This is a genomic window from Deltaproteobacteria bacterium (assembly GCA_016219225.1).
In the GTDB taxonomy this organism is placed as follows: Bacteria; Desulfobacterota; RBG-13-43-22; order RBG-13-43-22; family RBG-13-43-22; genus RBG-13-43-22.
Genome location: JACRBX010000203.1, coordinates 1 through 12,507 on the forward strand (window position 1 = coordinate 1; position 12,507 = coordinate 12,507).

Sequence of the window (12,507 nt, forward strand, 5' to 3'; positions counted from 1 at the left end):
ATTTTAGGAAAAAAACCGCCAGGACAGCGCGCCGGACCGCGGTTTGTGATTTTAACCATTTATGGAAAATACTCTCAGACAATTCCCGCTGATCCTTCTGGCCGGGGGCCAATCCTCACGGATGGGAACCCCCAAGGGCCTGCTCGATTATCGGGGAACCCTTTGGCTGCTCGAACAGCTCAGGCGGTTTCAAGCGGCTTCCGGAGAACGGGCGGTTATCGTCCTGGGTTTTCACCAGGAACAATACTTTGAAAAGATCCCCTGGCTCCGGACGGCAGTGGACCGGCCGGTTCATCAACTTGGGATCGAGGTCTCGGTAGTCGTTAATCCGAGTCCAGAGCAGGGGCAGTTCTCTTCGCTATTGAGCGCCATTTCGATCCTGCCTGTTGAACCTCCCTGTTCCGGACAACTTCCAGAAGGTCCGGAATTCGCTTTCGCCGAACGCCGACCCCCGACCCCCGAACGGTATTTTCTTGTCCCCGGAATCTTTGTGCTTCCGGTTGATGTTCCCGGCCCGAAGAAGGAAGTCTATGAAAGACTGACCGGGGTATTCGGCGAACCCGTCGAGGCTGTAATCCCCCGCTATCAATCCAAAGGAGGACATCCCGTTCTTCTTTCCCAGGCCTTTCTCAGACGCCTCGCCACGGTTTCTCCCGCCTCTGCCGAGGCCCGCCTCGACCTCCAAATCCGGTCCCTTCCCGTGGATCGGATGACGTTTGTTTCTGTCGATGATGCGTTCGTTTGCCTGAACATGAATTCCCTGAATGAATTTCAATCCTATTCCAACTAATAAAACGGTTATTATTCACACCCTGTCCATGGCATTGGCTGAAACAAAAAGATTTCGTCTGCGGAAAGGGACGGGGCTTTCGACCAGGAGGATGGCCTTAAGGCTTTCCAGTCCACCCGCAAACCAGGGTTCATGAAGGAAATATTCAGGATTTTCCGTCCAAGCAGGAGGCGGGAGCCCGGCTTCTCGACATAAATATTCTGCCAAGGCAGCCAAATAAGCATCGGCGTCTTTAAATTTTTTTGTTTGAATCGACTCCGGTTTTTCCGCAACCAAAGCCAATTTTTCTTCCCGGGACTTGGCCCGGTGGCGAAAATCATCTATGAAATCGCCAAGGAAGTGGTCTGGAAATTTACCGCTGGAAATTTCAGATCTGATTTTTTTACTCAATTCTCTAAGTGAAAGAAGAGGAGCGGCCATACCTAATCCTTATTCGTAGTGATTTAAATTTTCAAATAATTCTTCAATGGCAAAATGCGTCTTCGGACTGATCCGATTTCTGGGATAATAGTTTTCTACCAAATTAAGTAGGTCGGTCGCCGATTTGATGCCAAGATGGTCGATTAAAAAACGGATATCTTCTAAGTCCGTATCTCCTCTTCCGAGCCGAAGACTGATGCATTTCATGGCCAATAAATACTGTGGTGTCGCAGTATAAACTTTCAAATTTGGAAAATCCCAGAAAGGAACATGTTCATCCCGGGAGCTTATAAATCCTTTGACAGCGTCATTCAGCCAATTTTCAGGAGCACCCTCCGAATCCTCTATTCCTTTCGCAGCCTGATAGATGATTTCCTTAGGGGCAAAAACGGCATCTACATCCTTTGTACTTGGCCTGGCATTTAAGACCAGAACCATGGCTGCTCCTCCGTATATGACGATCTCCCCCTGGACTCCCTTTTTTCCCAAAGCTTCGGATAATCTTTTCAGATAAAATTTTATTTTTTCTGTATCCATTGCCTGCTTTCCGGGAAAATTGAATGCAATACATGTCTCTACTTCAGGTCATCCATAGCATACCAATCGCTAATTGAATTTGCAATAAATACTTGGGAATAGGGGGTAGCATACCCCATGGATCTCTCCTATGATCCCCTGGCTGCGTAAGAAAAGGGAGGAAATCCCCAAAGAGGAAACAAGCTGAAAGGTGCCGTTTGGGCGGCCGAGTTTTTTACCTCCTTCATTTTTGACAGATTGGACCAAAAAGATTCGAATAATCAAGGGGCGCAGTCGAGTTTTCCCCTTGACTCTCATTTCTTCCCTCCTTTATACTCGTTAGATACAAAAGAAAACTACTGTCAAACTTTTTAGGATCCGGCCCCTTTAGTTCGAAAATACGGTTCAAGGTTCGGAAAACCCATTTTCATCCTTCATGGTGCTGGCTTGAGGCCAGCATGAGTGCTTAGTTAAGGATTCCGGTGAGCTCCAGCTATTATAATACAAGGTTGACCTGATATGACCCTTTCTTTCAAGGACCGTCTTTCCATATCCTTAGCGACCAATACGGCTGCCGGCCTGTTTAAGGTCTGGTTTAAGACCTGTCCGGTCCGAATAATACGACCGGAAATTTTTAAGGATTGGGCCTATACCGATCGCCAGGTGATTGCCGTAACCTGGCATCGCTCGGCTATCTTTTTTGTAAATTTTTTTGGTCCTATTCGTCCCATGATCTTGTTCAGCCGGAGCAAGGATGGGGAATATCTGGCCTGTTTTGCTCAAAAGTTCGGTGTTCAACCGGTACGGGGTTCTTCCAGCCGGGGAGGGGCAGAGGCCCTCAGGGAAATGATCGATCACCTGAAAAATGGCGGAAAGGCCTGTGCCACGGTTCTGGATGGACCCAGGGGACCGGCACGGATAGCCAAAAAAGGGATGATCCTCCTGGCAATGGAAACCGGGGTGCCCATAATTCCCATTATCTGGTCGGCCCCCCGGGTCTGGACCTTCAAAAAGAGCTGGGACAAGACCATGATTCCGATGCCTTTTTCCCCGATCACCATAAACTGCAGCGATCCCATCTATGTGCCCCAAAAATTGGACCCGGCCGGCCTGGAAGTTTATCGACAAAAGGTTGAAGAGATCTTGAACCGTCTTACGGATGAAGTGGATCAGATTTGCGGGTATCGTCCTCCTGCCGACAGGAGGCCTTAACCCAAGGCTGGAATTTAATCCATAACCCATTGCTTTGTTCATTCCAAAAACTTTGGTTCCGGAAATCCCCTGTATGCAAAGGATTCGGGGATTCGGGGGATCAAGGATTCAGAAAAATGTGTCTGGCCGGTTAAAAGAGGTGCATTATGAACTTCCTTGACGTACGGACGGTTATGGTCAGCCATCTGGCCACAGATGTCATTTGCACCTGGGTTGTTATCCTGTTGTGGCTTCACAGCCGGAAACGATTTAACGGAACTTTTCTTTGGGTCATCGATTTCGTTTTCCAAACGACGGCAGTGTTTCTGGTCGTCTTGCGGGGCACCATTCCGGATTGGATGTCCATGGTCCTATCCAATACCCTGATCATTGCCGGGACGCTGGCAGGGTATATGGGCCTGGAGCGGTTTGGTGAAAAGCCAGGCCGCCAGATACATAACTATGTTCTGCTGGCGGCTTTTCCCTTGATTCATACCTTTTTTGCCTTTGTTCAACCCAATCTGACGGGCCGTAATCTCATTTTGTCCATTGCCCTTTCGATTATTTGCTTTCAATGCGTTTGGCTCGTATTTCGCCGGGTTCAAACCGGCCTGCGCCGGGTGATGCGGGGCGTTGGAATGGTTTTTGGGATTTTTTTTCTGATAAGTATCCTTCGAATCATTTTCCTCCTGGCCGGCCCCCGACCCGACGACGATTTTTTTAAATCCGGAACGTTCGATACCCTCATACTGATATCTTATCAACTCCTGCTCATCTTTTTGGCCTACAACCTGACCCTGATGGTGAACCGGAGTTTGGTTCTGGACATTCAGTTCCAGGAAGAGAAATTCGCCAAGGCTTTTCGTTCTTCTCCTTATGCCATGACGCTGACCCGGGCGTCCGACGGCCGTATCATTGAAGTCAATGAAGCCTTTGTACAGATCACAGGGTACGAAAGCCGGGAGGTCATAGGCAAAACAACCTTCGAATTCCGTCTCTGGGTCAACGAGGAAGATCGTGTTGCCGTTGTCGGTGAATTATCCAAGGGCGGTAAGATGCAAGGGAGGGAATTTCTTTTTCGAATAAAATCGGGTGCGATTGTAATAGGCCTTTTTTCGGCCGAGATCATCACGATCAACCAACAGGCCTTCATTCTGTCGAGTATCAGCGATATTACCAACCGTAAAAAGGCCGAAGAGGCTCTAAGAGAATCGGAGGAAAGGTACCGCCAGGTGGTGGAAAACGCCAGTGAGGGTATTCTGGTAGCCCAGAACGGGAGGATTAAATATCATAACCCCAAAATCGAAGAACTCATCGGATATTCGACAGAAGAGTTGACCGCCGCCCCCTTTACCGAATTTATCCATCCCGAAGATCGGGGACTGGTCTTCGAACGGTACCAGAAAAGACTGACAGGAGAAGATCTTCCCCAGATTTATCCTTTCCGGATTATAGACAAGCAGGGAAACATCAAATGGATGGAAATCAATTCAGTGGTATTTTCCTGGAACGGGAAACCGGCCACACTGAATTTTTTAAACGACATCACCAAGCGCAAGGCCATGGAAGAGCAACTTAATAAAATGATCATCATCGACGAACTGACCGGTTTGTACAATCGTCGGGGATTCCTGGCCCTCTCTCAACAACAGCTTAAAGTGGCGGAAAGGGCCAAAAAGGAGATGCTCCTTTTTTTCGCCGATATCGATAACATGAAATGGATCAACGATAATCTGGGACACCAGGAAGGAGATAAGGCGCTCATGGACATTGCTGCTATTCTCAAAGAGACCTTCAGGGAATCGGACATCATCAGCCGGATGGGGGGAGACGAATATGCCGTTCTGGCCCTGGACACTGCCGATCTGGATCCGGATATACTTATATCAAGATTGGAGAGCACCCTGGAGGGCTTTAACCGCAAAGGGACAAAACCCTTTCGGCTCTCCTTAAGCGTAGGTATGGCCTGCTATCACCCTGACGACACTCCTACCATTGATCAGCTCCTGGCCGAGGCCGACCGGTTGATGTATGAGCAGAAACGGAAGATAAAGACTTTGCCGGCTATTGAAAACGGTTCTGCAGAGGACCCCGGCAGGCGGATTCCATCATGAACATCCACAAATTCAAAAGTGCCTCGAAATGGGCCTTCATAGGTCTTTTCAGTTTGATCGCCCTGATCCTGGCGGTTGGCGGCTATTGGTTCTACCGCCACGAAATACAAACCATCCGGAGTCATGCATATAATGATCTGAAGGCCGTTGCCGAGTTGAAGGCCAACCAGATCACCCTCTGGCGCAATGAGCGAATAGCCGATGCCCGGCTCAATGCAGCGGCTACCTTCCTGCGATCGGCCGTTGTCCAGTGGCTCAAAAGTCCGGATAATGCCGGTTTGAAGTCCGGCATTAAGGCCCGACTGCAATTACTGAAGGATTCATCAGGGTATGAAAACGTGATCCTGGCATCCACGGATGGCCGTGTCCTTTTCACACTCAATCCCGGGTTGACCGATCTTGAATCAGAAACGAAACGGCTGGTCTCCCAAACGTCCTCTGCCAGGCAGGTGGTTTTCGGGGATTTCTTCCGCTGCTCGGTTTGTAAACAGGTGCATTTGGATGTAGCCGCTCCGATTCTTGACCGCACCGAGGTGCCTGCCGCGGTTCTTATCCTGCGGACGCACCCTGAGGACTACCTTTACCCCCTTATCCAGACCTGGCCCATTATGAGCAAAAGCGCCGAGACCCTGCTTATTCGTCAGGAAGGGGATGACGTCTTGTTTTTGAACATACTCCGCCACCGGACCGACCCGGCCCTGACCCTGCGTATCCCTCTGTCCCGCACCGGGGTCCCGGCCGTCCAAGGGGTGCTCGGCCAGACCGGTATGTTTGAAGGGGGCGATTACCGCGGCGTAAAGGTATTGTCTGAAATCCGGGGCATCCCGAACTCCTCCTGGGTCATGGTGGCCAAAGTGGACCGGGACGAGATTTTTGCCGAAGCGGCGGCCCGGGCCCGTCTGATCGGGTTCCTGACCCTGGCCCTTATTCTGATGTCCGGTGCTGGCACGGCTTTCATTTATAAACACAAAGGTAAGAGAACCTTTGAAGCCCTTTTTCTGGCCGAGCGCCAAAGGGCGGAGACCCTGGAAGAAGCGCGGGTCACCCTTTACAGCATCGGCGATGCGGTTATCTCAACCGGGCCGGCCGGCCGGGTAAGACAGATGAACCCGGTGGCCGAGCAACTGACCGGCTGGAAGGAAGCGGAAGTCCTGGATAAGCCCCTTTCCCAGGTTTTCCAGATCGTTAACGAAAAGACCCGGGCCGAAGTCGAGAACCCGGTGGAGCGCGTATTGCGGGAAGGGGTGGTCGTGGGTCTGGCCAATCATACCCTTCTGATCGCCAAAGACGGGACCGAACGCCCTATCGCCGACAGCGGTGCCCCCATCCGGAGTGAATCGGGGACGATCCGCGGCGTAGTACTGGTTTTTCGTGATCAGACGGAAGAACGGGCAGCCCAGAAGGCCTTGCGCGAGAGTCAAGAGCAGCTCCGCATTATATCGGAAAATATCCGGGACACCGTCTGGCTCATGGACCTTAATTTCCGCATTACCTGGATCTCCGCTTCGGTGGTCCGCACCCTCGGCTATACCCTTGAGGAGCTGGCCGGGATGCCCCTGGAAAGGCACCTGACTCCGGAATCTCTGGTGGTCATGTCCAACCTGGCGGCAGCCAACCTGACAGCGGACAAGCTTGCCGATCCAAAAGCCGAGATCACGGTGAACGGAGAATTCGAGCTTATTCGTAAGGATGGAAGCACCTTCTGGGCCGATGCGGTCGTTACCCTGCTCCGGGATAAAGAGGGCCGGCCCACGGGCTTTTTGGGCGTCGGACGGGACATCACCGAGCGCAAGCGGGCCGAGGAGACCATGCAGACCTTGACCTCCCGTCAGGAGGCCCTTTTGTCGGCTATTCCCGACATCATTATGGAAGTGGATCAAAATAAAATTTACACCTGGGCCAACCAGCCGGGTTATGCGTTTTTTGGAGAGGATGTGATCGGTAAGGAAGCTGCTTTTTATTTCGAAGGGGAACAAACAACTTACCAAATGGTACAACCTCTTTTTTTCGGCGTTGAGGATGTGATTTACGTGGAAAGCTGGCAGAGGCGTCAGGACGGAGAAAAACGGCTGCTGGCCTGGTGGTGCCGTGTGCTCAAGGATCAGCAGGGGAATGTGATCGGGGCGCTTTCAACCGCCCGTGACGTCACAGAATCCAAGCGGGCCGAGGAAGAAATTCAGCGGTTGAATGAATCGCTGGAACAGAGGATCATCGAACGCACCGCTCAGCTTGAGGCGGCCAATAAGGAACTGGAGGCCTTTTCCTATTCTGTTTCTCACGACCTGCGGGCCCCTTTACGGGGGATCGATGGCCTGAGCCTGGCCTTGCTGGAAGACAATTTTGATCAATTGGACCACCAGGGCCAGGACTTTCTGAAACGCATACGGGCGGCGAGCCAGCATATGGCCGAACTGATCGATGATTTGCTGAAATTGTCACGGGTCACCAGAAGTGAACTGCGTCGATCCAATGTGGATTTGAGTGCCCTGTCGCAAGCGATTTCCGAAGAGCTGAAAAGGGGCCATCCGGAGCGCCGGGTTGAGTTTGTCATACAGCCGGGGATGATTGCCCGGGGGGATGTCAATCTGTTAAAGATTGTCATAGAACAACTCCTGCGAAATGCCTGGAAGTTTACCGGGAAGCATTTTCAGGCCAGGATCGAGGTGGGAGCGATCCAAATTGAAGGGGAGACGGCCTTTTTTGTCCGCGACGACGGGGCCGGTTTTGACATGACCTATGCCGACCATCTTTTCGGGGCCTTTCAACGTCTTCACTCGGCCAACGAGTTTGAAGGCACGGGGATCGGGCTCGCCACGGTCAAACGCATCATTCACCGCCACGGCGGCCGGGTTTGGGGTGAAGGGGTAGTGGAGAAGGGGGCGACGTTTTATTTTACGCTTTCAGTGTAACGATTACAGTGATAAAAAACACGATTACAACGATTAAAAATGATGACAGTGATGGGAAAATATGATGATGGCGTTGATCGAGGATGATTACAGAGATAATAACCGTGATAGGGATCCGCTAACCGCCAAGATTATTGAGGCTTGTTATCATGTTCATAATCAAATAGGTCCTGGGTTTATTGAGCGTATTTATAAGAATGCATTGATAATTGCATTGGAAAAATCGAAGTTGGGATTTTTTACTGAGAAAGAGTTTGTTGTCAAATATGAAGGAAAGACAGTAGGTAAATTCAGGGCCGATCTTTTGGTTGAAAATAAGGTGATCATTGAATTGAAAGCGATAGAGGGGAAGATGCCAAAAATATTTGAAAGCCAGGTAATTTCTTATTTGAAGGCATCTGCCCTAAGAGTGGGGTTACTTATTAATTTTGGTAATAGAAGTTGTGAGGTGAGGCGGCTAATGATATGAAAAATAATTAATCGTAGTAATCGTGTTTTTCATCGCCGTCAATGATTAATCGTAGTAATCGTGTTTTTCATCGCCGTAATCATTTAAATATCGGAGGAATTATGTCACAAGGACCCATTCTTTTGGTAGAAGACAATCCCAACGATGAGCTGTTGACCCTGCGGGCCTTTAAGAAAAACAATATTGCCAACGAAGTAGTGGTGGCCCGGGATGGGGCGGAGGCTTTGGATTATCTTTTCGGGACCGGCAGGTACGCCGGGAGGGATGTAAAGGCTTTACCGGCGATTGTTTTATTGGATTTGAAGCTCCCGAAGGTAAACGGCCTGGAAGTGCTCAGACGACTGCGGGCTGATACGCGAACCAGACTATTGCCGGTTATTGTCCTTACTTCCTCCATTGAAGAGCAAGATGTGATGATGAGTTATGAACTCGGGGCCAACAGCTATGTGCAGAAACCGGTGGACTTTGAAAATTTCTCTGAGGCCATCAAACAACTCGGGATATACTGGTTACTCGTTAATGTGTTGCCGCCGAAAGGAGGGAAGATTTAAATGGCCACCGTTCTCCGGCTATTGATGGTTGAAGATTCAGAAAATGATATGCTGATCATCCTTCGGGAATTACGACGAGGCGGATATGATCCGGTCTGTGAACGGGTTGAAACCGCCGAAGGCCTGAAGGCGGCCCTTGAAAAGCAGTCCTGGGATATCATTCTGGCCGATCATCGGCTTCCCCGATTCAGCGACATCGAGGCCTTGAAGCTGATAAGGGAACAAGGACTCGACCTGCCGTTTATTATCGTTTCCGGGACCATCGGCGAAGAGGCCGCCGTGGAAGCCATGAAGGCCGGGGCCCATGATTATGTCATGAAAGGGAACCTGAAACGACTGGTGCCGGTTGTGGGTCGCGAATTGCAGGAGGCCGAGGGACGCCGGAAACGCAAGCAAGCGGAAGAAAAAATTCTTCAGGCCAAAGAGGAATGGGAGCGGACCTTTGATTCCGTACCGGATTTGATCGCCATTATTGATCATCAATTCCGTATATCCAGAGTGAACCGGGCCCTGGCCGATCGCCTGGACCTGACGCCCAAAGAGATGATCGGGGCCTGTTGTTATGATCTGATCCATGGGCTTCAGTCGCCTATATCTCCCTGTCCGCATCGTCAGGTTCTGGAAGATGGCCGACAACGTTATACCGAGTTTTATGAAACGAGATTGGGGGGGCATTTTTCTTTGACCGCTTCTCCTCTTCGGGGAATCGGGAGCAATCAGGCAGGGGTGATCCATATTTTTAGGGATATTACCGACCGTAAACAGGCCGAGGGGAAAATTATAGAAGAGGCGGAAAAATTACAAAAGGCCTTGGCCGGGATCATTCAGGCCATGGCTGCAACGGTTGAAGCCAAAGACCCTTATACCGCTGGTCATCAACGCCGGGTGGCCGATCTGGCCCAGGCCATAACCGACGAAATGGGGCTTTCGGAAGACCAGATAAACGGCGTCCGTATGGCCGGGGTGATTCATGATTTGGGGAAGATCTCCGTTCCGGCGGAGATCCTCAGTAAACCGACTCAATTAACCGAGATTGAATTCAGTCTGATTAAAGTTCATCCTCAGACCGGTTATGAGATTTTAAAAGAGATCGAATTCCCCTGGCCTATTGCCGAGATGGTCTGGCAGCATCATGAGCGGATCAATGGATCGGGCTATCCCCAGGGGCTCAAAGGAGAGGAAATACTCCCGGAGGCCAAAATCCTGGCTGTAGCCGATGTAGTGGAGGCCATCGCTTCCCATCGCCCCTACCGCCCGGCCCATGGAATTGAAACGGCCCTGGAGGAGATCGCCAAACAAAAGGGGATACTCTTTGACCCTGAGGTGGTGGAGGTTTGCTTACGACTTTTTAGGGAGGACAAATTCCGGTTTGAGTAAAACTATTTGAAAGCGACGGACTAATCCTCTTAGCCCCGGTTTTTTTGAGGGGTGCGAATTTTACAGCTTTCCCTGGTGTTCTCACAAGGTTCTTCGCAGGGCTCGATATGGATGATGATGTCCATGGAAGGGATCTTTCGGGTTATTTCGGATTCCAATTCACGGGTCCGGTCATGGGCTTCATCTACCTTTAGCATCCGGCAGAACAAGACATGCAAATCCCCATAGATTTTGCTGCCGGATATCCGGGTTCGAAGTTTATGAAACCCGGCAAAGGGGTAAGGCATTCCTTCCAGGAGGTCGATCAGTTGCTCTTCCGTTTCCTTTGGAATGCACGAATCCATTAAACCGAAGAGGGCCTTTTTGGCGATCATCCCCGCCGAGTAAATAATAATACCGCCGACGATGACAGCAAAAAGTAAATCAAAAAGGATCTGCCCTGTAACATAGGTTAATACAATGGCCAACAAAGCAGCCGAATTGGAGTAGAGATCGCTGGAATAGTGAAGGGCATCGGCCTTCAAGGCCTGGGAACCGGTGATTTCTCCGGTTTTTTTGAGACGTCTGGAAATAAAAAAACTAAAAACCAGGGAGAGAAGCATCACACCTAAATCCAGGGGGGAATAGTGTATTTTCTGATATCCAATCCATTTCTGAGCCGAGGTTACCATAATATAGCTGCCGGAGAAAACGATGACTATTGTTTGCAATATGGCTGCCAGATTCTCCGCCTTACCGTGTCCATAGGGATGGTTGCTGTCGGGAGGTTGAATGGCTTTTCTGATAGCCAGGAAATTCATGGCCGACATAAACACATCCAACAGGCTGTCCAGACCGGATGAAACCACGGCCATGGAACCCGAGATGAGACCGGTGGAAAACTTGCTACCGGCCAGAATAAGGGCGGAGATAATGGCAAATAAGGAAGCTTTTTGTTTACTGTCCATTGTTGATCATTACTTCGTCTACGGCAAAACAGATATGGTTCCCGGGTCCTGTTCGGTTATTTCTCCGATCAGAGCAGATTCGGCCACCCCCCTTTCCTTCAGTTTCTCCAGGAGGGAAGAAGCGCGATCGGAGGCCACGGCGATCAGCAGCCCTCCGGAGGTCTGGGCATCGGAGAGGATATCCAGCAGATAATCGGGAATAGCAGGGTCCGTCTTCAGGGAATGGTGACAAAAATTTCTATTGGCGTGGGTCCCGGCCGGCACCATGCCCATTTGGGCATATTCCAGGGCATAGGGAATGATCGGAACTTTAGAGGCATAAACAGTCATGGCGCACTTGCTGGCCTGGGCCATCTCCAGGGCATGGCCGAGAAGTCCGAAACCGGTGATGTCGGTGCAGCCATGGGCCCCTACTTCCTGCAGGGCCTCGGCCCCCTTCCTGTTGAGTTCGATCATGACGGCTATCATAGCCTCTTCCGCTTCCCGGGAGGCAAATTTTCCTTTCAAGGCCGTGGCGATGATACCGGTTCCGATGGGTTTGGTCAGGATCAGTCGATCCCCGGGCCGGGCCCCGGCATTGGCCATTACTTTGTCGGGATGAACGATTCCGGTTACCGAAAGGCCGTATTTTAATTCCACATCGTCCACACTGTGGCCGCCCACCAGCAGGGCCCCGGCTTCATGGATTTTTTCCAGCCCCCCTTTTAGAATCTCTTTTAAAACCGATTTATCCAGGGTCTTCTTGGGAAAACAAACAATATTCATGGCCGTTAAAGGCCGGCCTCCCATGGCATAGATGTCGCTCAAGGCATTGACGGCAGCGATCTGCCCGAACCGGTAAGGGTCGTTGACAATGGGGGTAAAAAAATCGAGGGTCTGGATCAGGGCCAGGTCGTCCCGTATTTTATAGACCCCGGCATCGTCGGAGGTCTCCCGGCCTACCAATAGATTGGGATCGGTTTCCAAAGGCAAGTCGGCCAGAATTTCCTGCAGGTCTCCCGGACCCAGCTTGGAGGCTCAACCGGCAGCCCTGGCGCCGTTAACCAAATTGACAGGATGGTCATCGATCATTTTTTCTCCTTATAATTGCTTTTAGGTAAACCCCCGGCTCTGCCGGGGGACTCCCAGAGTTCGACAATTCCGGGAGTGGGGGTTTTCAGTATCGACAACGAGTAATTAATGTTTTCCATTTGAAGACCAAACCTTGATTTGACCGTCATTCC

At 50.8% G+C, this 12,507-nt stretch carries 11 protein-coding genes; 7 read left to right on the top strand and 4 right to left on the bottom strand.

All coding sequences use genetic code 11. The features are described 5' to 3' along the window. The first annotated feature begins 61 nt into the window (after nt 1–61). Nucleotides 62–790 carry an NTP transferase domain-containing protein gene (locus HY879_17495; protein ID MBI5605133.1) on the top strand — a complete coding sequence of 243 codons (729 nt, stop codon included), beginning with the start codon at nt 62–64 and terminating at the stop codon, nt 788–790. Nucleotides 791–805: 15 nt separating this feature from the next. On the opposite strand, the gene HY879_17500 is transcribed toward HY879_17495, so the two are convergent. Continuing rightward, complete coding sequence (locus tag HY879_17500) at nt 806–1,210, bottom strand: hypothetical protein (protein MBI5605134.1); 405 nt, start codon at nt 1,208–1,210, stop codon at nt 806–808. Nucleotides 1,211–1,219: 9 nt separating this feature from the next. After that, entirely contained in the window at nt 1,220–1,747 is a 528-nt protein-coding gene (locus HY879_17505; GenBank protein ID MBI5605135.1) for a hypothetical protein, read from the bottom strand. A gap of 498 nt (nt 1,748–2,245) precedes the next feature. Here HY879_17505 and HY879_17510 point away from each other — a divergent pair, with 498 nt between their 5' ends. From HY879_17510 to HY879_17535, 6 genes are all read left to right on the top strand, one after another. Continuing rightward, nucleotides 2,246–2,938, top strand: a complete 693-nt coding sequence (locus HY879_17510; GenBank protein ID MBI5605136.1) for a lysophospholipid acyltransferase family protein — start codon at nt 2,246–2,248, stop codon at nt 2,936–2,938. Between the two features lie 146 nt (nt 2,939–3,084). Then, nucleotides 3,085–5,031: a PAS domain S-box protein gene (locus tag HY879_17515; protein ID MBI5605137.1), complete on the top strand. Its 1,947-nt coding sequence runs from the start codon at nt 3,085–3,087 to the stop codon at nt 5,029–5,031. Beyond that, nucleotides 5,028–7,940, top strand: a complete 2,913-nt coding sequence (locus HY879_17520) for a PAS domain S-box protein (GenBank protein MBI5605138.1) — start codon at nt 5,028–5,030, stop codon at nt 7,938–7,940. The genes HY879_17515 and HY879_17520 overlap by 4 nt, the downstream gene beginning before the upstream one ends. A 61-nt stretch (nt 7,941–8,001) precedes the next feature. Next, nucleotides 8,002–8,409, top strand: a complete 408-nt coding sequence (locus HY879_17525; protein MBI5605139.1) for a GxxExxY protein — start codon at nt 8,002–8,004, stop codon at nt 8,407–8,409. A 98-nt stretch (nt 8,410–8,507) separates the two neighbouring features. Beyond that, nucleotides 8,508–8,960 (top strand): response regulator, encoded by a 453-nt coding sequence (locus tag HY879_17530; protein ID MBI5605140.1) that lies wholly within the window; start codon nt 8,508–8,510, stop codon nt 8,958–8,960. After that, the gene (locus HY879_17535) at nt 8,961–10,337 is read left to right on the top strand and encodes an HD domain-containing protein (GenBank protein MBI5605141.1); all 1,377 of its coding nucleotides are present in this window, start codon (nt 8,961–8,963) and stop codon (nt 10,335–10,337) included. Between the two features lie 29 nt (nt 10,338–10,366). Here HY879_17535 and HY879_17540 read toward each other — a convergent pair whose 3' ends face one another. Both HY879_17540 and selD read right to left on the bottom strand, forming a co-directional pair. Continuing rightward, the gene (locus HY879_17540; GenBank protein MBI5605142.1) at nt 10,367–11,284 is read right to left on the bottom strand and encodes a cation transporter; all 918 of its coding nucleotides are present in this window, start codon (nt 11,282–11,284) and stop codon (nt 10,367–10,369) included. Nucleotides 11,285–11,302: 18 nt separating this feature from the next. Further along, complete coding sequence (gene selD / locus HY879_17545; GenBank protein MBI5605143.1) at nt 11,303–12,292, bottom strand: selenide, water dikinase SelD; 990 nt, start codon at nt 12,290–12,292, stop codon at nt 11,303–11,305. Between the last annotated feature and the right edge of the window lie 215 nt (nt 12,293–12,507).

Bases quoted from the DNA above. Each gene is read 5' to 3' on its own strand.
- HY879_17495 (MBI5605133.1), top strand. From the start codon at position 62: ATGGAAAATACTCTCAGACAATTCCCGCTGATCCTTCTGGCCGGGGGC.
- HY879_17500 (MBI5605134.1), bottom strand. From the start codon at position 1,210: ATGGCCGCTCCTCTTCTTTCACTTAGAGAATTGAGTAAAAAAATCAGA.
- HY879_17505 (MBI5605135.1), bottom strand. From the start codon at position 1,747: ATGGATACAGAAAAAATAAAATTTTATCTGAAAAGATTATCCGAAGCT.
- HY879_17510 (MBI5605136.1), top strand. From the start codon at position 2,246: ATGACCCTTTCTTTCAAGGACCGTCTTTCCATATCCTTAGCGACCAAT.
- HY879_17515 (MBI5605137.1), top strand. From the start codon at position 3,085: ATGAACTTCCTTGACGTACGGACGGTTATGGTCAGCCATCTGGCCACA.
- HY879_17520 (MBI5605138.1), top strand. From the start codon at position 5,028: ATGAACATCCACAAATTCAAAAGTGCCTCGAAATGGGCCTTCATAGGT.
- HY879_17525 (MBI5605139.1), top strand. From the start codon at position 8,002: ATGATGATGGCGTTGATCGAGGATGATTACAGAGATAATAACCGTGAT.
- HY879_17535 (MBI5605141.1), top strand. From the start codon at position 8,961: ATGGCCACCGTTCTCCGGCTATTGATGGTTGAAGATTCAGAAAATGAT.
- HY879_17540 (MBI5605142.1), bottom strand. From the start codon at position 11,284: ATGGACAGTAAACAAAAAGCTTCCTTATTTGCCATTATCTCCGCCCTT.